At 62.3% G+C, this 22,500-nt stretch carries 13 protein-coding genes and 1 tRNA gene; 9 read left to right on the top strand and 5 right to left on the bottom strand.

Annotation, left to right across the window (positions count from 1 at the left end; translation table 11 throughout):
- Window positions 1-29 precede the first annotated feature (29 nt).
- The gene (locus EN862_RS02380) at window positions 30-1,517 is read right to left on the bottom strand and encodes a sigma 54-interacting transcriptional regulator (protein ID WP_127864275.1); all 1,488 of its coding nucleotides are present in this window, start codon (window positions 1,515-1,517) and stop codon (window positions 30-32) included.
- Window positions 1,518-1,663: 146 nt separating this feature from the next.
- Here EN862_RS02380 and EN862_RS02375 point away from each other — a divergent pair, with 146 nt between their 5' ends.
- Window positions 1,664-1,981, top strand: coding sequence for a hypothetical protein (locus EN862_RS02375; RefSeq protein ID WP_127864274.1), 318 nt, complete (start codon window positions 1,664-1,666; stop codon window positions 1,979-1,981).
- A complete protein-coding gene (locus EN862_RS02370) occupies window positions 1,978-2,250 on the top strand; it encodes a helix-turn-helix domain-containing protein (protein WP_127864273.1) in 273 nt (90 codons plus the stop codon). Before EN862_RS02375 ends, EN862_RS02370 begins: the two co-directional genes overlap by 4 nt.
- Here EN862_RS02370 and EN862_RS36725 read toward each other — a convergent pair.
- Complete coding sequence (locus tag EN862_RS36725) at window positions 2,232-2,375, bottom strand: hypothetical protein (RefSeq protein ID WP_245519477.1); 144 nt, start codon at window positions 2,373-2,375, stop codon at window positions 2,232-2,234. The genes EN862_RS02370 and EN862_RS36725 overlap by 19 nt on opposite strands.
- A 69-nt stretch (window positions 2,376-2,444) precedes the next feature.
- Here EN862_RS36725 and EN862_RS02365 point away from each other — a divergent pair, with 69 nt between their 5' ends.
- From EN862_RS02365 to EN862_RS02345, 5 genes are all read left to right on the top strand, one after another.
- The gene (locus tag EN862_RS02365; RefSeq protein WP_245519476.1) at window positions 2,445-4,106 is read left to right on the top strand and encodes a DEAD/DEAH box helicase family protein; all 1,662 of its coding nucleotides are present in this window, start codon (window positions 2,445-2,447) and stop codon (window positions 4,104-4,106) included.
- 172 nt (window positions 4,107-4,278) lie between these two features.
- Window positions 4,279-7,791 (top strand): DUF3883 domain-containing protein, encoded by a 3,513-nt coding sequence (locus EN862_RS02360; protein WP_127864271.1) that lies wholly within the window; start codon window positions 4,279-4,281, stop codon window positions 7,789-7,791.
- 75 nt (window positions 7,792-7,866) lie between these two features.
- Window positions 7,867-8,670: a hypothetical protein gene (locus tag EN862_RS02355; RefSeq protein ID WP_127864270.1), complete on the top strand. Its 804-nt coding sequence runs from the start codon at window positions 7,867-7,869 to the stop codon at window positions 8,668-8,670.
- The gene (locus EN862_RS02350; protein WP_245519475.1) at window positions 8,663-11,590 is read left to right on the top strand and encodes a DUF1156 domain-containing protein; all 2,928 of its coding nucleotides are present in this window, start codon (window positions 8,663-8,665) and stop codon (window positions 11,588-11,590) included. The genes EN862_RS02355 and EN862_RS02350 overlap by 8 nt, the downstream gene beginning before the upstream one ends.
- A 25-nt stretch (window positions 11,591-11,615) precedes the next feature.
- A complete protein-coding gene (locus EN862_RS02345) occupies window positions 11,616-14,960 on the top strand; it encodes a DUF499 domain-containing protein (RefSeq protein WP_127864269.1) in 3,345 nt (1,114 codons plus the stop codon).
- 441 nt (window positions 14,961-15,401) lie between these two features.
- On the opposite strand, the gene EN862_RS02340 is transcribed toward EN862_RS02345, so the two are convergent.
- The 3 genes from EN862_RS02340 to EN862_RS02330 form a co-directional block, all read right to left on the bottom strand.
- Window positions 15,402-15,475, bottom strand: a tRNA-Gln gene (locus EN862_RS02340).
- An 84-nt stretch (window positions 15,476-15,559) separates the two neighbouring features.
- Complete coding sequence (locus EN862_RS02335; RefSeq protein WP_127864268.1) at window positions 15,560-17,422, bottom strand: DUF882 domain-containing protein; 1,863 nt, start codon at window positions 17,420-17,422, stop codon at window positions 15,560-15,562.
- Between the two features lie 378 nt (window positions 17,423-17,800).
- Window positions 17,801-19,348: a sigma-54 dependent transcriptional regulator gene (locus tag EN862_RS02330; RefSeq protein ID WP_127864267.1), complete on the bottom strand. Its 1,548-nt coding sequence runs from the start codon at window positions 19,346-19,348 to the stop codon at window positions 17,801-17,803.
- Window positions 19,349-19,504: 156 nt separating this feature from the next.
- Here EN862_RS02330 and EN862_RS02325 point away from each other — a divergent pair, with 156 nt between their 5' ends.
- Window positions 19,505-21,343, top strand: a complete 1,839-nt coding sequence (locus tag EN862_RS02325; protein WP_127864266.1) for a M3 family oligoendopeptidase — start codon at window positions 19,505-19,507, stop codon at window positions 21,341-21,343.
- Between the two features lie 351 nt (window positions 21,344-21,694).
- Complete coding sequence (locus EN862_RS02320; protein ID WP_127864265.1) at window positions 21,695-22,396, top strand: proton-conducting membrane transporter; 702 nt, start codon at window positions 21,695-21,697, stop codon at window positions 22,394-22,396.
- Window positions 22,397-22,500 lie beyond the last annotated feature (104 nt).

The following is a 22,500-nucleotide window of genomic DNA, read 5'->3' as shown; positions in this document are numbered from 1 at the left end:
AGACCGATGCTGACGAAAACGTGGAAATTTTATATGCCAAGCCTCGCGCGTTGGGTGTCCAGCCGCTGATAGCTTGCAAACCCAATCAGTGCGGCGGCGCGAGTCTTGTTGCCGTTGGCCGCTTGTAATGCGCGCTTAATATAATGTTCTGAAACCCGATCAAGTATTGCGTCAAGGTTGCAACCGAAGCCGAGAGGTTGGTCGAGAATGCCGTTTACTTCATTTGGCGTTTCTGGAAACAATGCACCTTCAATATCGGTTGCGTCTAATACTTCCGAATCAGACCAGACCAGCGCTCTGCGCAGCGTATTTTGCAATTCCCGGACATTTCCCCGCCAGGTCTGGGCGAGCAGAACTTGGCGAGCATCGGCATCGAGCGACTTCGGCGTGTAGAGTGGATCCTCCTTCATCTCTTCATTGATTCGCTTGAGCGCGCTGTCGATCAGCGGTTCGAGATCCGCGCCGCGTTCGCGTAGCGCCGGCAGCTTAATGAGAAGAACGGCGAGCCGGTAGAACAGATCCTCGCGGAAGCGACCCTCTCGTGTCTCGACGAACAGGTCACGGTTGGTGGCGGCGATCAACCGCACATCGACCTTTCGTACCTTATTTTCGCCTATTCGCGTAACCTCTCCCTCCTGTAAAACGCGGAGCAGCGTCACCTGCGCCGGCAGCGGCAGTTCGCCAATCTCGTCTAGAAACAATGTGCCGCCATTGGCCGCTTCAAAGCAGCCGACCTGATCTGCATGGGCTCCGGTGAATGCACCTTTGATATGCCCGAACAACCGCGATTCCAGTAGATTAGGAGGAATCGCGCCGCAATTGACCACCACCATGTCCTTGGCCGCGCGCGGACTCGCACGATGAACCGCCTGAGCGAGCAATTCCTTGCCGGTGCCGGACTCGCCTTCGATCAGAAGTGGCACGTTGCGCGGTGCAGCCTTCTTGGCAAGGCTGATTACGCGCCGCATCCTCTCGCTTTGATAGGTGATTTCGCCAAAGCTGCTCGCCGCCATCGGCCGCTCGGCCGTTGCTTCGGTCAGCCGGCGGTCAGGATCGCGCAGCAGGTCTGGGAGAACCTGCGCTGGCAGATTGAATGGCTTTTCGACGGTGTTGAGCCTGCCAGCTGAGGACTCGATCAGTTCTGCCGGAAAGCGCGAGGTTGCCAGCAACAGCCAGACCGAAGCCATTACTGGAGTGCCCGGGCTCAAATGGAAGGTTAGCTTGGGTGGCCTCGGGGCTGCCTTGACGGCTTCGGCTATAGTAGCCGAGGCATGGCGATAGATCTCGGCGAAGGCATTGGGCTGACTGAGAGGTACCGGACGGTGGTGGATCCGCACATTGGGAGCCTTGATTCCGAGCCAGGCGAGATAGGGCACAACTTCTGCTTCGTCCCAGTTAGTCAGGAGCCAGGCTTCGTGGAAGGGTCGGCGCAGCAGCGCACCCAGGATGGGTCCCTCCCAATCCCTTTTTTCCGCATCGAGGTCGGCTCGGCCTACCCAGGCAAGCAGGATGTTCATTACATCACAATAATACATTGTATGAAAACATAATAGAATTTATTTTCTATCCCACGACGAAATCGTCAAAAAAGGCGGTTTTCCGCCACTCTGAGGATTGGCACGGTCTTTGCAATCTCCCTGGCAGGACAACAGGGAGGAATCGGATGAGGCGCTCAACACAGTTGGTGATGGTTTACGCAGAGCTCCGCCGTGCGCTCGGCCACGAGGTGGGCGCAAGTGTGGTACTTGAGATCGCGCAGCGGCTCACCAATCTGGCTAATTACCGCAAGGTAATAGACCTGCGCGGCGCCGCCGAAGTTATCGCACCGGGTTGCGTGCCACTTGACCGCGCCTTCGAAGATGGCGGCTGGGCGCTGCTCCATGAGGTCTACGCTAGCGGCCTCTTGGGCGATGACGATTCCGGAGACTATTCCTGTCCCCCTGGCCGACGGGCGGCGCAGATGATGGAGAATTGGGCATGAAGAGTTTTCGCCACAGCGGCGTCGTCGCGGCGCGCGAGCACCTTCTGTCGGGTGAGCCGATGACCCGCCTCGAGGCGATTATCCTATTCGGCGTGCCAGACTTGACCAAGCTCATCAGCGACCTGCGCCACGAGGGGTTCATCATCCACACTCGCCAGGTCTCGTACGTCGCTGCCGTCAGTCGTGTCAACCGTCACGCTGTGCTCCACCCGCCGGCCAACCTGCCGGTCAAGGAAATCACGCTTACCGACTATTGGGTCAGCAGATGAGGCGCCGGTTCACCCGCCGACAGCGCCGGGTAGCCGCCATGATAGCTGCCGGGCGCTGTCGCCTCTGCGGTGGTCCGCTGCCGCCCTCCTTCCATGTCGATCATCGGCAGCCCTTTATCAGGCATGGCCCCACCATCCTCGCCAACGCGGACGCCGTCTGCGGCACGTGCAATCTTTCGAAAGGTTCAAATACCATGCTTAAGCTCCGCCCCTGGCAGCGCGAAGCCCATGACCAGGCGATCACCTGGCTCACCGAAACGCGCGCTGACCGTCACTTCCTGATCAACGCTGCTCCAGGTGCCGGCAAGACGCTCGCAACCTGCGCGATCGCCGCTACGCTGTTCGAAAGGGACGAGATCGACCGCGTCGTCGTGATAGCGCCGCGCACCGAGGTAGTTAGTCAGTGGGCGGCCGACTTCGCCCGCGTCACCGGTCGTCATATGAACAAGGCGACTGGAGCCGACCGCGAGCTTCACGCTCTGGGACTCGATGTGTGCGCAACTTGGAGCGCCGTCGCGGGCCTTCAGGACGCCTTTCAGGCGATCTGCCGTGACAAACGCGTCCTCGTAGTATGCGACGAACATCACCATGCCGCGGTCAGAGCGGCATGGGGCGATGGCGCGGACAATGCCTTCACTGACGCTCGATATGTAATCGTCCTCACCGGGACGCCGATCCGTTCGGACGGCGCTCAGTCCGTGTGGCTCGCTTATGACGATTGCGGAGCGATCGACCACCCAGCCGAGGGCACCTACACGCTCACCTATGGCGAGGCGGTGGACCTTGGGTATTGCCGGCCGGTGACCTTCCATCGTCATGAAGGCCGTTTCACTGTCGATCTCGAAGATGGTGAGGCAGTGCGGGTGTCAAGCCGTGAAAAGGCCGCGATCACCGGCAAGCTTGCCCGCATTCCCGCGCTCCAGCGCGCGCTCAACTTCTATCGCCTTGCCTGTGTGCCGCAGTATGAGCCTGGCGGGCGGGTGCCGTTGGCAACTGGCTATCAGGCATCGATGGTCGAATGGGCTAGCGCAAAGCTGAGCGACCTGCGCCAGCGCATGCCGCTCGCTGGGGGGCTGGTAATCGCACCGTCGATCGAGATGGCGGAGTATTTCGTCGAGCTAATAGAGGGACTGGAGGGCGAGCGCCCGATGATCGTCCACAGCCAGATGCCTGGCGCGGAGAACCGCATCGCGGCGTTCCGCAATACCGAGCGGCGGTGGATTGTCTCGGTCGCGATGATCTCGGAGGGAGTCGACATTCGGCGACTTCGCGTTCTCGTCTATCTGCCCCACGCTTTGACCGAACTCGCCTTCCGCCAGGCGATCGGGCGGGTAGTACGCACCGACGGTCCTAGTGACGATACCCGCGCCTATGTCGTCATGCCGAGTTTCGAGAGGCTTGAAGCATATGCCCGCCGCGTCGAGGAAGAGATGTCGGCTGACGCCCGGCGCGATACGCCGGTGCGCACCAAGCGCTGCATTGTTTGTTCAGAGGAAAATTCGCTGGGTGCGAGCGAATGCTCAGCCTGCGGTCATGAGTTTCCGCCTCGTGTCGGCAGGTTCAATGCCTGCCCGGATTGCGGCGCCCTAAACCTCGCTGGTGCGCAGGTATGCCAGCATTGTGGTACGGGCCTTGGCCATGCCTTCACCCTCACCCTGGATGAGGCACTGCGCACGGGCGCAATCGTGCGCGGCATGGAAATCGACGAGGACGCTGTCCGAGCAGGCGAGCGCATCGCACCCAGGGTCCGCGAGATGGTGCTCAATAGCGGTGATACCGCTCTTGTACGCGTGACCCAACTCCTTCCGGAGGAAAGCTGGCACCGCTTGCGCGCGATCTTCGAGGACACCGCCTAGTGGCGTTGGACGAATAATCTTAATCCACTTAAGAAGCGGAACGCGCCCTAACGCTTCGACCACTAGTGGCCGTCAACTCGAGTGAGCGCTTCCTGAACATGGAGGGACTGAAAACGAGCTACCGTTATTCATCTGACCTTTTTTTCGCCGATCCATCCTGTAAAGGCGTGGTATGAGCACTTTCGAAGACATTAAGCCGGGAGCCCGGATCCGGGGCCTCGATGCATCTGGGCCGGCGGAAATCGTATCGGTTTCGCGCTTCGGAGCTGACGCCCTTAATCTGGTTTTCAGGGCGAACGGCAAGATTGCGGAGCGTCTTGTCTACCGTGGCGAGGAGAGCAGTTTCGAGTTCGTCGAATCGGGTCGGCGCTACGCCTTCGACGCGGACGGCGGCCTCTTACGCCTGGCTTCGGAAGCCTATCGCATCCGGCTTGCCCATCTGTTCGATCCGTACCTGGCCGTAAGCGCTTCGCAGATCGAGGCCCTTCCGCACCAGATCACGGCCGTCTATGGCGAGATGTTGTCCCGCCAGCCGCTCCGTTTCCTGCTCGCCGACGATCCCGGCGCGGGCAAGACGATCATGGCAGGGCTGCTCATCAAGGAGCTTCTGATTCGCGGCGACCTGGAGCGCTGTCTGATCGTCGCGCCCGGCGGCCTCGTCGAACAATGGCAGGAGGAAATGGCTGAGAAGTTCGGCCTGCACTTCGATCTACTGACCCGCGACCAGATCGAAGCATCCGTCACAGGCAATCCCTTCGTCGAGAAGAACCGGCTGATCATGCGCTTGGACATGGCGGCGCGCTCGGACGAGTTGAAGGCGAAGCTGGAAGCGGCCGGCGATTGGGATCTGATCATCTGTGACGAGGCGCACCGCATGGCTGCTTCGTATTTTGGCGGTGAGGTCAAGGAGACCCGCCGGCACAAGCTCGGCAAATTGCTCGGCACGCGGACGCGAAACTTCCTGCTGATATCGGCCACGCCGCACAATGGCAAGGAGGCCGATTTCCAGCTTTTCATGGGACTGCTCGACGCCGACCGGTTCGAGGGTCGCTTCCGCGAGGGTGTTCACAAGGCCGACGTGTCCGACATGATGCGCAGGCTCACTAAGGAGGAGCTCTACCGGTTTGACGGCACCAAATTGTTTCCCGAGCGCCGGGCCTACACCGCAAGCTATCAGCTATCTCCAGCCGAAGCCGATCTCTACCAGGCAGCGACGACCTACGTGCGCGAGGAGATGAACCGCGCCGATCGTACTGGCGATGACAAACGTCGCTCGAGTGTCGGCTTTGCTTTACAGATATTGCAGCGCCGCCTCGCCTCTTCGCCTGCGGCGATCCACCGCTCGCTGGAACGAAGACGCAAGCGCCTCGAAGACCGGCTACGTGAAGAGAGGCTGATGCGGCACACGGGCTGGGCGCCTTTGAGCAGCGCGCCCGTGCTGCCCAGCTACGACCCCGACGACCTTGACGACGTTCCAGGTGACGAAGCTGAAGCCGCCGAAGAGCAGATCGTCGATCAGGCGACCGCCGCCGCAACGCTTGCCGAGCTCGAAGCCGAGATCATGATACTGAAAGACCTGGAGGAGCGCGCGCTGCGGCTCAAGCTCTCAGGGCAGGACGCAAAATGGCGAGAACTCGAATCGGTCCTCGACGAGCCGCTGATGATGGACGCTGCTACCGGCCTCAGGCGTAAGGTGCTGATCTTCACCGAGCCGAGGGACACACTCGAATACCTGCAGCAGAAGATCGCTGCCCGCGTCGGTGATCCGGCCGCGGTGGTCGTGATCCATGGCGGCATCGCGCGTGAGGCAAGGCGCGCTGCGATCGCCGCGTTCAACTCCGACCCGCTCGTTCGTGTGATGATTGCGAACGACGCGGCCGGTGAAGGCGTCAACCTACAGCGTGGCGCGCATCTAATGGTCAACTACGACCTGCCCTGGAACCCGAACCGTCTCGAACAACGCTTCGGCCGCATCCACCGCATAGGGCAGACCGAAGTTTGCCACCTCTGGAACCTATGTGCGACGAACACTCGGGAGGGCGAGGTTTATCGCCGCCTCCTCGAAAAGCTCGAAGAGGCCCGCGCCGCGCTCGGCGGCAAGGTCTACGACGTGCTCGGCGAGCTGTTCGAGGGCCACGCCCTGCGTGATCTTCTGGTCGACGCGATCCGCTACGGCGACCGACCGGAGACGAAGGCCGAGCTTTTCCGCAAGGTCGACGGTGCAGTCGATGTCGACATCATCGAGAGGCTGGTGGCCGAACGGAAACTCACGTCCGAGGGCATGAGTCCAAACTCGGTCGCCGAGATACGCGAACAGATGGAGCGGGCGGCCGCCCGCCGTCTGCAACCGCATTTCATTGGCGCGTTTTTTCGCGAAGCCTTCACGATGCTCGGCGGACGTATCGCCGAGCGCGAACATGGCCGCTTCGAAATCCTGCGCGTTCCCTCGATCCTCAAGGAGCGCGACCGGCTGATCGGCCGGTCCGATCCCGTGCTTGATCGATACGCGCGCGTCACCTTCGAGAAATCCCTGATCGTTGGTCAGCCGCAGGCCGAACTCGTGGCGCCCGGCCACCCGCTTCTGGAAGCTCTGGTCGACGTGATCCTTGAACGGTTCCAGCCTCTTCTGTCGCAAGGCGGCGTGCTGGTGGACGAGGCAGACAAGCGCGAACAGCCGCGCCTTCTTGTTTATCTCGAACACGCCGTCCGTGATGGACGAACCGGGCGCTCCGGCGAACCCCGCGCGATTTCACAGCGGCTTCAATTCCTGTTCCTGAAGGAAGACGGCACTGCGACCGATGGCGGCCCGGCGCCCTATCTCGATTGCCGACCGATCACGGTCGAGGAACGAGCGACCGTCGCCGACGTGATCTCGGCCCACTGGCTGTCGGGTGACGTCGAGGCGGAGGCGCTAGGCTGTGCCGTGCGGATGCTGGTGCCGCAGCATTTGAATGAAGTGCGGACGCGCCGGATCGCGGAGATCGACAAAGTCGAGCGCGAGGTGCGGGCAAGGCTCAATCGCGAGATCAATTACTGGGATGCGCGCGCCGCACGGCTTCGGGAAGAGGAGCGCGCGGGCAAGGAACAGCGCATCAACGCCCAGAACGCGGAAGCGACGGCAGCGCGCTTGGTCGAACGATTGTATCGTCGGCAATCGGAGCTCGAACGCGAGCGCCAGATCTCGGCGCTGCCGCCCGTCCTGAAGGGAGCCGCGCTGGTGATCCCGGGGGGCCTTTTGAAGGCGAGAACAAGTGCAACTCCCACAATTGAGGCGAAGCCCGACGGTTTTGCGGAAGACCCAGTCGCCCGAGCGGTGATCGAAAAGCTCGCGATGGAAGCGGTGATGGCCGCTGAGCGAATGCTCGGTAACGAACCACGGGACGTATCCGCAGAGAAGAAAGGCTACGACATCGAAAGTCGCGACCCACGAGCAGCCCGCCTCCGCTTCATTGAGGTGAAGGGGCGACATGCGGAAGGCCGTGACGTGATCTTGACCAAGAACGAGATCCTGTCGTCGCTCAATGCTCCCGAGGCATTCATTCTGGCGATCGTGCAGGTAGAGGATGGCTTTGCGCTTGACCCCATCTACGTGCGGCAATTTTTCAAGCGAGAAATGGGCTTTGCAGAAACGGCCGTTGTATTCGACATCGCGGATCTTGTCAGCCTTGGGTCGGGACCTGGCTAGGCAGAATTCTTCGGAAGCCATTGGACTTTGCGTGCGAGGCCCTCTAAGCCTCCGTGCAGATTACGGGGAGAGTAAATGAAGGGTTTGATCATCGACGAACCTTGGATCGGCCTGATCCTCAAGGGTGAGAAGATCTGGGAGATGCGAAAAACGGCTTGCCATCACCGTGGACCGGTTGCCCTCATCAGGAAAGGTAGCGGGGCGGTGGTCGGAACGGCCAAAGTAATAGAATCGTTGCCTGCCATCGAAACGCGAGAGGCCTACTCCGCGGCGGAGCGCCACCACCGTATTCCCTTTGCTCGACAAGGGACCGCGTTCGATGACGGTTGGCGGACGCCGTGGGTACTGAGCAATGCACAGGCGTTGCCGAAGCCAGTTCCCTACAAGCACCCTTACGGCGCGGTGATCTGGGTTAATCTCGATAACGATGTGATTGCGGCGATCCAGTCCCGCGAAACGGCTGATGGGCCGGCGACCGGCACTGGGTCCGTGGCTGCGATCCAACATCCCCTGGCCGCGAGTTCACCGAGCCCTCAAGTGCATTCTCACCTGGATCGCGAGCAGCGCGGCGCCGTGCGAGTGGTTCGAGTGACCGGCGGCAATCTCCGCAACAACCATATCTACCTCCCGCTCGATTTTTTTCCGAAAGATGCGATCGGCGGCAGCAACCAATCCGAACTCGCAGCGAGGACAATCGCAGTAAGGTTCGTTCCCGGCCAGACGGTCGAGACCGACATTGATGGAACTAAGCGCATCCTGCGAGCGCGTTCTCCGGTAGCGGATTTCTTTGCCCGCTCCGGGATGAAAGACGGCGATGCGGTCCGGATCGCCGGGGTCTCGCCATACAGATATGAAATCACAAAGGTCGAAGATGCCTGAAGGCACCGTGACGATGCCCCGCAAAAAGCTTATCGAAGTCTCAATCCCGCTGGAGGCCATCAACAAGGCGTCGGCGCGGGAGAAGTCGATCCGGCACGGCCATCCCTCGACGCTGCATCTGTGGTGGGCAAGACGGCCGCTGGCGGCGTGCCGGGCGGTGGTGTTCGCGCAACTCGTCGACGATCCGTCGAGCTGGCCTGAGCGGTTTCCAACCGAAGAAACGCAGGAGGCCGAGCGAAGACGGCTGCACAAGGTCATTGAGGACATGGTGCCGTGGGAGGCGTCCAACGACGAGACGATCTTGAATGCGGCGCGTTTCGAGATCGCACGTTCGGTCGCATGGGGCCTTGGCGAAGAACCTCCGGCCAAGGGCGACGGCAAGGCGATCCTCGACTATCTCCAGACAAAGGCGCCGCCCGTTTACGATCCATTTTCCGGCGGGGGCTCGATTCCGCTCGAAGCACAGCGGCTGGGGCTGCGCGCCTATGGTTCCGACCTCAATCCGGTCGCGGTGCTGATCGGCAAGGCGCTAGTCGAGATTCCACCGAAGTTCGCCGGCCTGCCGCCGGTGAACCCGAAGTCACAGGCCGAACTGAAACGCGGCGGCCGCTGGAACAGCAAAGGTGCTGAGGGACTCGCTGAGGACGTGCGCTATTACGGCCAGTGGATGCGCGACGAGGCCGAAAGACGGATCGGCCATCTTTATCCGAATGCCACGCTGGAGGATGGATCGGATGCCACGGTAATCGCTTGGTTGTGGGCGCGAACGGTGCGTTCGCCTGATCCGGCGGCAAAGGGCGCGAAGGTGCCGCTCGTCACTTCCTTCATGCTGTCCACCAAGGACGGCAAGAAGACCTGGGTCGAACCGGTCATCGACGCCTCGGCCGCCGACGGGTGGCGGTTTCATGTGAAGTCGGGGAAGCTGACCAAGGCGGATGAAGACGAGAAGAAGAAAGGCACGAAGACCGGCCGCGGAACGAATTTCGCATGCGTGCTAACCGGTTCCTCTATTTCGCCTGACTACACCCGCGAAGAGGGCTTGGCTGGACGGCTCGGCAAGCGGCTCATGGCGATAGTGGCCGAAGGCGACCGTTCTCGCGTCTATCTTTCCCCCAGCCACGAGCATGAAGCGATCGCGGCTGAAGCGCGGCCCGGCGACACCTCGGCGATCGAAGTTGAGATGCCCGAAAATCCGCGATGGTTTTCGCCCCCTGGTTATGGGATGACACGCTACGTAGACCTCTTCACCTCCCGCCAACTCGTGGCGTTGACGACTTTCTCCGACCTGGCTTACGAGGCGCGTGAAAAGGCTTTAGCGGATGCTCGCGCAGCCGGGGTTGGCCAGCGCCCGTCATCGAGCGATGTTCCGAGGGACGGCGCGCCGCTCCATTCCGGCGGTATGGGCGCGGGAGCCTATGCCGATGCGATAGCGACGTATTTGGGGCTGATCGTTGGCCGATGCACTGATGCGTGGAGTTCGATCACTTCATGGGCCTCGACTGGAGAGTTCATTCGGAACACCTTTGCTCGCCAAGCTTTGCCAATGGTGTGGGACTTTTCGGAATGCAATCCGTTCAGCGCATCTACGGGTAATTTCAACAATGGTATTGAATGGACTTGCTTGGCTCTTACACGAGCAAGTGCGGCAAGCCCCGGGGAAATCCACCAAATAACCGCACAGAATAACAATTATCCTGTGAGTCCCGTCTTGATCTCAACTGATCCGCCATACTACGACAATATCGGTTACGCCGATTTATCAGATTTCTTTTACGTGTGGCATCGGCGAACGCTAAGCAATGTCTGGCCCGATCTCTATCGACGGCTGACAGTTCCCAAAGAAGCAGAACTCGTCGCTACGCCATATCGTCACGGGGGCAAGGCACAAGCAGAAGCCTTCTTCATGAACGGAATGGGTGAAGCGTTGACTGCAATGCGCAACGCAGCGGCCGACGGGGAGCCTCTTGCAATCTACTATGCCTTTAAGCAGGCAGAAGCCGCAGAAGACGGCACCACCTCCGCCGGCTGGGCCTCCTTCCTCCAGGCGGTGGTCGACTCCGGCCTTGCGGTTGACGGCACTTGGCCAATCCGCACCGAACGTCAGGCACGAACCATCGGTGTGGGCACCAACGCACTTGCTTCCTCCATCGTCCTCGTCTGCCGCAAGCGCAGTCCGGCAGCCACCGTCGCAACACGTTCCGAGTTCATCCGCGCCCTGAAGCGCGAGATGCCGGACGCGATCGCCAAGATCCGCGCCGCAGGCGTCGGGCCGGTCGACATGCAGCAAGCTGTCATTGGCCCTGGCATGGGAGTATTTACGCGCTTTGTCGAGGTGCTGGAGGACGACGACAGCGCAATGACTGTAAAGACCTCGCTGTCGGTCATCAACCGCGTCTGGGAAGAGATCGACAACGAGATCGTCGCTAGTTTCGACCCCGAGACCCAGGTCGCGCTCACCTGGTTCGGCTCCTATGGTTTCGATGCGCGCGCCTCTGGGGAACTGATCGGCCTGGCGACCGCGAAGGACACGGCGACAAATGGACTGTACGCTTCAGGTGTCTTCAAGGACCTAAAGGGCAAGTCGGCGCTGATGCCGCGAGAGGAACTGCCGGAGAACTGGTCGCCGTCGAGCGACAGGACGCTGACGATCTGGGAATGCGTGCAGCATGTCGCCCGCACATTGAACGATCCGGCCGGCGGCGCCCAGGCTGCGGCTCGTCTGATCGCCGAAATGGGGCCGAAGGCCGCCGACGCCCGCGCTCTGCTCGATCGGCTCTTCAAGATCGCCACCGACAAGGGCTGGGCGCCCGAAGCGCTGGTTTACAACCAGCTTGCAGAAGAGTGGCCACATCTGCTCGACCGCTCGGCGAACATCTCCGGCGAACTGAGGCAGGCGACCACAGGGGATTTGTTCGGCTGAACGCATTTGGTGAGGAGACGCGGGCATGACGAAGGAAAAAGAAACGCTGCGGCGCGTCCAGGACGGGCTGTTCCATCTGCAGAAGGCGATCCAGCCCTTTGTCGCCGAGCGGATGGAAGCGAAGCTCGGCAAGCGCTGGATCATGTTCGCGAGCCGCGCTCAGGGTTCAGGCCCGCTCGACCCGCTCGACGGCTACGGCCTGCTCAAAACCATGATCGACCAGTGGCGCGATGTCTTCGACGATGCCTTTGCCCGCAACGAAAAGTTCAAGGTCCGCAATTTTCTCTCGACCGCATTCGATGCCCGCAACGCCACCTCGCATCTGGCGCTGCCGCTGACCGACGCCGAGGCTTTGCGCTATCTCGATGCGATGGTCTGCCTCGCACGCGCGGTGAAGGGGCCGAAGAAGGACGTCGAGGAGATCGAAAAACTCTATGCTGAGCAGCGCCGTGACGACGGTGCCAAAGGGGATGCAGGCACCGCACCGGCCACGCCGGCGCCGGTGCCGGAAAAACCCGGCACATTGTCGCTCGGCCTGGACGATGCGGAGACGCCGCCGGGCGGATTGCGGCCCTGGATCGAAATTGCCTTTCCGCATCCGGATGTTCTCGCCAACCGCTACAAGCAGTCGGAATTCGCCGCCGATCTCGCCGCGGTCGACATGGGCCAGGCGAGCGACGACTACGCTACGCCGGAGAATTTCTTCCGCATCACCTTCCTGACCGAGGGTCTGCAGCGGGTGCTTCGCACCGCGCTCGAACGTCTCACCGGCAGGGGCGGCGATCCGGTGCTCGGGCTTCAGACCTCGTTCGGCGGCGGCAAGACGCACACAATGCTTGCGCTCTATCACCTCGCCCATGCTACCAATCCTGCAGTGCTCGCGGGCGTCTCTGACATCTCCGACACGCTCAGCATCGACGACTGGAAACCGGTCAAGACGGCGATCTTCGTCGGCACTGCCAAGGGTGTCGATTCCGCTTTGGTGCTGAGAGACGGCCCGAAGGTGCGAACGCTCTGGGGATATATCGCCTGGCGACTGGCGGGCAAGGAAGGGCTGGAACTCGTGCGCGAAGCAGAGGCCGGCGGCACCAATCCGGGCTCCGAACTCATGGTCGAGGTCTTTCGTAAAGCTGGGCCGAGCGTGATCTTGCTCGACGAGGTCGTGGCGTTCGCGCGCCAGCTTCCCGACGACCGGTTCGAGGCCTTCCTGTCGTTCATCCAGTCGTTGACCGAAGCCGTCAAGATGGTTCCGAACGTTTTGCTGGTTGGCTCGCTTCCGGAAAGCAAACTGGAGGCCGGCGGCGAGAAGGGCGTCGCGGCGCTGCAGCGGCTCGAAAAGGTGTTTGGCCGCACCGGCTCGCCCTGGCTCGCCGCGCATGGCAACGAGACCTATGAGATCGTCCGCCGCCGCCTGTTCCAGCAACTCGACGCGGAAGGCGAGAAGGCACGCGACGAGACCGTGAAGGCGTTCCATGAGCTTTACAGGAAGAACGCTGCCGAGTTCCCGCCCCATACCAAGGAAGCGCGCTATGCGGAGTTGCTGCGCCTTTCCTATCCGATCCACCCCGAACTCTTCGAGCGCCTGTCGAAGGACTGGTCGACGCTGCCGAATTTCCAGCGCACGCGCGGTGTGCTGAGGTTCATGGCGAATGTCGTCAGCGTGCTGTGGCAGGCGAGAGCGCGCGACCCGTTGATCCTGCCGGGGCGTGTGCCGATCGCCGACGAGCGCATCAAGGCGAGCGTGATCTATCCACTGGACTCCGCTTATTCGGCGGTCGTCGACAGCGAGGTCGACGGCGACGGATCGCTGCCTGCCCGGATGGAAGCCAATCCGTCTCGGCGCCTGTCGCAAGCTCGGGCGGCGACGCGGACCACCCGCTCGATCTTCCTCTGCTCCGCGCCCACGGTCGGCCAGCCGCATGCCGGCGTCACGGGTCAAGCGGTCCGCCTTGCCGCCGCCGAGCCCGGCGACCAGATCGCCATATTCGGCGAGGCGCTTCGTGAGTTGCATGAGCGCGCGACCTACCTGTATGAGGAAGCGGGGCGTTATTGGTTTTCCACCCAGCCGACCCTGAACCGGCTCGCCGACGAACGCGCCGCCGCCTTGCCGGCCCACGAAGTCGACGCCGAGATCCTGCGCGTCCTGATGACCGAAGCCGGCAGCAAGGGGAACTTCGCGCGCGTGCATGCCGCACCTGACGATCCGGCCACTGTCGACGAAGCCGCAGCCCTCTCCCTCGTGCTCCTCGGTCCCGCGTCCACGCACGCGAGGGCAGCAAAGAGTTCGCCCGCGATCGATGCCGCGGCCGATGCGCTGACTCGCTGCCGGACCTCTCAACGGCGCTATCGCAACACGCTGATCTTTGCGGCACCAGACGAGGCGTTGCTCGCGACCGCTCGGGAAGTGGTGCGGAAGGCGCTGGCCTGGGCGTCCATCAACGACGATAGGAATATACAGGGGCAGTTGACGCAGGCGCAGGCCGCCGACGTGAAGGAGAAGGCGAGGTCGCACCACGAGGCCGCGGAAAAGGCTGTGCGGTCGGCCTGGACACACATCCTCTATGCCGAAAAGCACGAGGCCAGGCTCGACGGCAGGCCGTTCGAAATCGAGCAGACGACGTTGATGGCGAAGGACCGACCGTCCATCGCCGCGTCGATCTACGAGAAGATCTCCCCGCGCGGCGATAGCATCGTCAAGGACACCCTCGGCCCGAAGATGCTGATGGCGAAGCTGGACAGTCTTTGGCCGGTCGAGAAGCCGCATCTTGCGATCGCCGACTTGCGGGAATGGTTCGCGTCCTACGTCTATCTGCCGAAGCTGCGTGATCCGGCCGTGCTCGAAAGCGCGATCGCAGAAGGCGTTTCAAGCGCCGACCCGCTCTTCGGCTATGCCGACGGATATGACGAGGCAACCGGGCAATACGACGGGCTGGTCTATGCCAAGCTTGCACCGACAAGCTTTTCACCCGGTGCAGTGATTGTCCGAAAGGACGTGGCAGCGGCCCATGCTCAAAAGGCGCCAAGCGGACCTGGTCCGACGACTGCTGGATTGTCCAGTGGCGGCCCGACCACCGCAACCGCACCCGGCATCAGCGGACCTGAAACGCCAGCGCCCGCACCCGGTTCGCAACAGCCGACTCGTTTCTACGGGTCTGTCGAGATCGACATGGTGCGACCGGTGAAGTCCTTCGACGCGATCCTCAACGCCGTCGTGATGGAACTGCAGCGGACGCAGGGGGCGAAGGTGAAACTCACCCTGGAGATCGAAGCAGAAGCCACTGGGGGATTTCCCGACAGCGAGGTGAGCGTCGTCCGCGACAACGCGAAACAGCTTAAGTTCAAGGCGGAATCCACTGGGTTCGAAGATTAGAGTCGAATGGAACGGCAAACCTTTACCTCGCGCCAATAATGCCCGCAACGATTCCCACATTCGGAATTGTTGCGCCGGCGGGCAATTCGACCGTCGGGCCGCCGCGCGGCCGCCGTAAATGGGTAACTTCGGCAAGTTGCACCTTCTTGCCGACTGGCTCATAGAAGGCACTATTTTGGCCCCTGGTTCCTCGATAGCGATCAACAGCGGCGTCGCGGCGAACTCGCGCAGAGAAGTCTCAATGACCAGCCTGCGATGGACGCTTGTGATGTCTCTGCATCATTAATGCTTCGGGGCCATTTTCGAACGCGAAAAGGCCATGAGGTCGTCGGGCTCAGGTGCCGGATGATGCGATCAGTCGGAAGGCTTGCGCCGAGATCCATCTATATTGGACACATGTTGGACAGAAATGACAATGTTGTGCTTAAGTCCTTGAAATTATGGTTCCCGCTCATGGATTCGAACCACGATTCACGCCTTCAAAGGGCGCTGTCCTACCATTAGACGAAGCGGGAAGACCCGGCGATCGAACAGGCCTTCAGGGAAAACGAAAGCCGCGTTGTCCTGCAACGCGGCTTCTCCGGTGTCTGGCGGGATCGCTATTTCGTCTGGAAACGGGCGACCGACAAGAACTTGACCGCGTTGCCGCTGAAACGGCTGGCATCTTGCATCCCGCCATCCGTCTGGAAGCCGGCGGTGTACACCTCGCTCGGCGGCGTATGCACGATGTTATAGGCATAGCGCGGAGCCGTGGTCGGATCGGAAACCGAAGCAATGTTCACGCCGCTGCCCAGCGCCCAACGCGCGGCTTGCGGCGCTGCCGCCACCACCATGGCCTTCGGTCCCGGCTTCAGATCGTGGGCGGACGCCCTGGCTTCCTTGGCTGTCGTCTTTACACTGCCGCCGATCGCCTGCGAAGGATCGGTCCCTGCCGGAAGGGCGGCGATGGCCTTGCGCGGCGAGGCCGCATCCGCATCCGCATCCGAGGGATCGTTGAACGCCGAACGCGGCTCCGGTTGCGTCAGCGACGCAAGCTGGTATTCGGCGCCGGCGCCGCCGGCCTCGACGGTCGCGTTGGCCTGTTCGAGAACGGCTCTGACCTCATCCTGCTTGCCGGGCTGCGGCCGGGCGGTCGGCAGCACGGAGAACGCGTCGGTCGCGCTCTTGTCCTGCGAAGACGTTTCGGCCAGCGCCAGAAGCACGTTCTTATCCTTCGACGCCAGCTCGGCCGGCGTCGAGCGATCGGGGCGCCAGGTCGGAAGCGGAATGTTGTTGACCGCCACCTGCGCCGGATCGGTGCCCGCGGCCTCGGCCGCGCTGGCAGCGCCGAACGGAACCTTGTCAGGCAAGGGCGCCTGCGCCGTCGAAACCGCCTGCTCGGTCGTCGCCGAGGCATCCGCCATGGCGAACGGCACGTTTTGCGGCGTCTGCTGGCCGACATCGACCTTCGGACGCGGCGCGAAATCGGGCAGCGGGATTTCCTTGGGCGGCAGGGCGGCGATGATCGTCTCCGGCGTATCCTGCTGCGGTTGCTGCGAATCGTCGGCGCTGTCATCCGCGATCTGCGGGATGTTGGCGCGCTTGGCATCCTTCGGCGAGACGACCGCGATACCCGGAAGGTTGCTGCTGCGCGCCGTAGCGACCTGAACCTGCTTCACAGCATTCGCCTGGGGCGCACCGCCGCCGTCACCGGTATCGGCATCATCGTCAGCCTCATCGGCACCACCGCCGAACAAGGCGGCAAGCAATCCGCCCGACCTCTTGCTCGAGCCGCCGGCGCTGGCCAGTTCGATGTTCGGGGTGCCCGCGCCCTTGCGCGACTGATAGGCGGCCAGCGCCTGCTCATAGCCGGGCAGCGGCCTGCCGTCGCTAGGCACATGCAGCGTCTTGCCGTTCGGGAACAGGCTGACCAGTTCCTGGCGGCTGATGCCCGGCCAATGACGCACATTGCCGACATCCATGTGCACGAAGGGCGAGCCGGAGGTCGGATAGTAGCCGACACCGCCGCCCTGCATCTTGAGGCCGATGTTGCGCAGCTTCTTCAGCGGCACGCCGGGGATGTAGAAATCCATCGCCTTGCCCAGCATGTGCTGGCTCTTCTCGGCGACGCCGCGGCTGCGCGAACGCAGCATCGCGTTGGTCGACGGCGAACGATAGCCGCAGACGACCTGGATATAGTCGGTCGCGCCGGCTTCGCGATAAGCTTCCCAGACGAGGTCGAGCAGCCGCGGATCCATCTTGGTCGGCTCGTTGCGGCGCCAGTCGCGAAGGATGATGTTGATCTTGCGCAGGCCTTCCGGATCGTAGCGGCCATTGCGCTTGTAGACGATCTCGGCCTTCTCATGCGTGTGCAGGTGATAGAGCTTGAGCGTACGAACCTCAGCCCTGGCGCCCGACATTGCCGCGGACAAAAACCCGACAGCCAAAATCACAAACGTCAGCCACCTCGGCCAGACGCTCATGTGAAAATGCCGCCCGTTTGTATGTCGTTCGACTTTGTTCAAATCAAATGGCTTTCAGGCTGCCGTTTGTCCCCGGATTTGACCAAACGGATGCGTGGTTCTCACATCCGAATATCGATCCTAATGGTTAATCATCGTTTATTGAAGCCGAAATGCGGTAACACCGTGGCGATATCCCGTCAAAAATGATGCACAGCATTTCGTGGTAAACCGCTGGTTTAGATCAAGAATCCGGCCTCCGCCAGAACACGATCTGTTACCGTTAGCGTTAATGCGTGATCCTCGGCAACGTTAACCGCTGAAAACCCTGCGTTTTCACGTCAAAAGCGACAATTTGACTCGGATTTTAGGCGCGCAAGCTAGTTCGAGGCTTGCCTGTCATGAGGCAAGCCGGTCGACGCGACCAGCTTCGGGATCAATGCCATATTCCTTCAACTTGCGGTAGAGAGTCGAGCGGCCGATGCCCAAACGGCGCGCGACTTCGCTCATCTGGCCATTGTAATGGTCGATCGCCAGCTTGATCATCTCCAGCTCGACATCGGCCAGCGCCCGCACATTGCCGCGCTCGTCGAGAGCACGAAGCGTTCCGAACCGTGGCTGCGGCCTGGCCGACGTTTCGTCGTCCGACAGGACAGATCTCGTTGTCTCTGCAGCCGCCTCGTCCGCTTGCCCTGCCCCGTCCGCAACCGTTTCGGCTGTGGCGGATGCCGTTTCCGCTCCCAGATTGACCGTGCCTTCCACCTGGGCCCGGATTTGCGGGAACTCCTCCTCGGTCAGCACGTCGCCCTCGGCAAGCACCGACGCGCGGAAGACCGCATTCTCCAATTGGCGAATGTTGCCCGGCCAGTCATAGGCTTGCAGCATCGCAAGCGCTGGCGCCGATATGCCGGCAAGGCGGCGGCGCGGATCGGCCGGCGCCACCTTTTCCATGAAATGCCGGACCAGATAGGGAATGTCGTCGCGGCGATCGCGCAGCGGCGGCACGAAGATCGGGTAGACATTCAGGCGGTAGAACAGGTCTTCGCGGAACTTGCCATCCTTGACCTGCTGCAGAAGGTTCCGGTGCGTGGCCGAGATCAGGCGGATATCGACCTTGACGGTCGAGCGGCCGCCGACCGGATCGACCTCGCCCTCCTGCACGGCGCGCAGCAGCTTGACCTGGACGTCGAGCGGCAGATCTCCGATCTCGTCGAGGAACAGCGTGCCGGAATTCGCCTCGACGAATTTGCCGGTGTGCTTCTCGGTGGCGCCGGTGAAGGAGCCCTTCTCGTGGCCGAACAGGATCGATTCGACGAGATTGTCCGGAATGGCGCCGCAATTGACGGTGACGAACGGCTTCGAACGGCGATCGCCGCTGCCCTGGATGGCGCGCGCCACCAGTTCCTTGCCGACGCCGGATTCGCCCTCGATCAGGATCGGGATGTTGGAGGCCGCCGCTTTCTGTCCGAGGCGTATCACCCGGTCCATTGCCGGGCTGCGCGTGATCATGTCCTTGAAGGTGAGATGGCCGCCGCCGCGACGTCGCGACGCGCGCTTTATCTCGTCTTCGACGGCTTCCACCTTGAGCGCGTTGGAGATCGCGGTCTGCAGCCTGTCGGGCGACGCCGGCTTGACGACGAAGTCGAAGGCGCCGTGCCGCATTGCCGAGACGACCGTCTCGATGCCGCCCTGGGCAGTCTGTACGATGACGGGAATGTTGATGGCGCGCTCGCGCATAGCCTTCAGCACGCCGATGCCGTCGAGGCCGGGCATGACGAGGTCGAGAATGACGACGGAGACCTCGCGCGCGTTCGGCCCGTCGAGCACGTCGAGCCCAGCCTCGCCGCCATCCGTGACAATCGCGGTGTGGCCGAACTTTGTCAGCGCGGCCTCGACCAGCCTGCGCTGCACCGGATCGTCATCGACTATGAGTATGGAACCTGTCATGACTGTTCGAGTTGTCCGCCCGAGGAAATCCCCATGGATCATCTTGGCACAGGGTTCTAAATAAGGTTTCAAAAAACCCGGTGAACGAATTCCTTAGGATTTGACCGGCTTCCTCCTTCCCTCTGATTTGGCATCGATTCAAAGAAGGTATTGCTGATGCGCATGGAATTTGGTCATCGGCTTGCGGCGCCAGCGTCCGGACACGGCGCGGCGGAGCTTGGCGATCTGCCGGAGTGGAATCTCGCCGATCTCTATTTCGGCATGGAAGCGCCCGAATTGAAGCGCGACATCGCCAAGGCGGCCAGCGACGCCGTCGCCTTCGAGACCCGCTGGAAAGGCACGCTGGCCGCGGAAGCCGGGCGCGGCGGCGCCGGCCGGCTGGGCGAGGCGCTGCAAGCCTACGAGGCGCTCGAGGAACTGATCGGCCGCATCGTCTCCTATGCCGGCCTCGTCTACGCCGGCAACACCGCCGATCCGCAGCGCGCCAAGCTCTACGGCGACGTCCAGGAAAAGATGACGGACGCGAGCGCCCATCTTCTGTTCTTCGCTCTCGAGCTCAACCTCATCGATGATGCGGCGATCGAAAGCGCTCTGGCCGCCGACAAGGCCTTCGGCCATTACCGGCCCTGGGTGCTCGACCTCAGGAAGGACAAACCCTACCAGCTCGAGGATCGCGTCGAGCAATTGTTCCACGAAAAGTCGGTCACCGGGCGCGGCGCCTGGAACCGCCTGTTCGACGAGACGATGACCGACCTGCGCTTCGACGTCGACGGCGAGGAGCTGACGCTTGAGCCGGCGCTCAACCGGCTGCAGGATTCGAATGGCGATGTGCGCCGCCGCGCTTCCGAGGCGCTGGCCGCCACGTTCCGCAAGAACCTGCGCACCTTCACCCTCATCACCAACACTTTAGCCAAGGACAAGGAAATCTCGGACCGCTGGCGCGGCTTCCAGGATATCGCCGACTCGCGCCACCTCGCCAACCGTGTCGAGCGCGACGTGGTCGACGCGCTGGCGGCGGCCGTGCGCGAGGCCTATCCCAGGCTGTCGCACCGCTACTACGCGATGAAGGCGCGCTGGCTCGGCATGGAGGTGATGAACCACTGGGACCGCAACGCGCCGCTGCCGGAGACGCCGAAGGCGGTGATCCGCTGGGATGACGCCAGGGACACGGTGCTCTCCGCCTATCAACGCTTCTCACCCGACATGGCCGAAATCGCGCGCGGTTTCTTCGATCGCAGATGGATCGACGCGCCGGTGCGGCCGGGCAAATCGCCCGGCGCCTTCGCCCATCCGACCGTGCCGTCGGCGCATCCTTATGTGCTGCTCAACTATATGGGCAAGCCGCGCGATGTGATGACGCTGGCGCATGAGCTCGGCCATGGCGTGCATCAGGTGCTGGCCGCCGGCCAAGGCGCGCTGATGGCCTCGACGCCGCTGACGCTGGCCGAGACTGCCTCCGTCTTCGGTGAGATGCTGACCTTCCGCTCCCTGCTGGAGCAGACCAGTGACAGACGCGAGCGCAAAGCCATGCTCGCTCAGAAGGTCGAGGATATGATCAACACGGTCGTGCGCCAGATCGCCTTCTACGAGTTCGAGCGCAAGGTCCATACCGAGCGCAAGAACGGCGAGCTGACCTCGGACAGGTTGGGCGAATTCTGGCTGGAGGTGCAGGCCGAGAGCCTGGGACCGGCGATCAAGCTGCGCGAGGGCTATGAGGTCTTCTGGACCTATATCCCCCACTTCATCCACTCGCCTTTCTACGTCTATGCCTATGCCTTCGGCGATTGCCTGGTGAACTCGCTCTACGCCGTCTACCAGAATGCCGAGCGCGGCTTTCAGGAGAAGTATTTCGAGATGCTGCGCGCCGGCGGCACGAAGCATCACTCCGAACTCCTGGCGCCCTTCGGCCTCGACGCCACCGATCCCGCGTTCTGGCAGATCGGCCTTGGCGTGATCGGTTCGCTGATCGACGAGTTGGAGACGCTGGACAAGTGAACAGCAACGAAGCGTGCATCGATAGCTATAGTTTAGCCGAGACGCATATTAGCCGGACTCTATTCTTGCCCTAAATAGCTGTTCTTGAATAACTCTCCGGCGCATTTTCAACTGGCTTTCGACAAGCCATATGATAGCGTCCGGCCTCAAGCTCAGCCGGACGCATCGCGCAGGCCAGAGATGCCTGTCGCTCCGCCACGGCGAATGCGATGATGGCCGTCGGTCCGGACAAGGCCGAACGCCGATGGCTCGATTGAAGCCGGCGGTTCCACCGACCACGGAACCTTTGACGATCATTGGCGGCAAGCGTGCCCTCCCAGCCGCGGCCGACGGATCGGACTGGAGAGGGAAATGAGCACTTTCTTCTACATGCTCCTGGCGTTCGTTGTGGGTATCCTGGTTGGCTGGTTCATCTGGGGCCGCCTGCGCGGCGAGCTCGACAGTCTGCGCGGCGATCTCGATCGCACGCGAAGCGAACGCGACAGGCTGAAGGCCGACAGCGACCGGCTGAAGAGCGAGCTCGATGCCTGCGGCCGTGCCCGCGCCGATCTCGAAAGCCGGCTAAGCGGAGCGCCTGCCGCCAAGGCAGTCGCCGCCAAGGCCGCCACGCCGGCCCCGGCGGCGCTGGTCTCGACACCGACGGCCGCGACTTCGGCAAAGGCCGCGCCGGCGAAGCCGGCCGCCGCGAAGAAGCCGGCAGCCACGAAAACTGCAGCAGCGAAGCCCGCAGCCAAGGCAGCCGCGCCGAAGAAGGCAGCTCCCGCCAAGAAAACCGCCGCGCCGAACGCCGCGACAGCCAAGGCCGACAATCTGCGCCGCCTCATCGGCATCGGCCCGGTCAACGAAAGGCTGCTCAAGGGCCTGGGCGTCACCACCTATGCCCAGATCGCCGCCTGGACCGGCGCCGACGTCAAACGCGTCGAGGAGGTGCTCAATTTCGACGGCCGCATCGCGCGCGAGAAATGGATCGAGCAGGCAAAATTGCTGGCCGCCGGCGACGAGGCCGAGTTCGCCAGGCTGTTCCCGACGGCTGGAACCGCCAATAACACGTGATGAACGATCCTATTGGCCGCAGGCGGCGCCCACACGGGCGCCGTCTTTGTTTTGGGGCCGGACGCCTTTGCGCCGCCCGACGCCGCTCCCTCGATTGCGCCTCG

The sequence above is a fragment of the Mesorhizobium sp. M2E.F.Ca.ET.219.01.1.1 genome (assembly GCF_004016445.2).
Lineage (GTDB): Bacteria > Pseudomonadota > Alphaproteobacteria > Rhizobiales > Rhizobiaceae > Mesorhizobium.
Note: the sequence above shows the minus strand (reverse complement) of the source record. Positions and strands in the feature narration are given on the sequence as shown.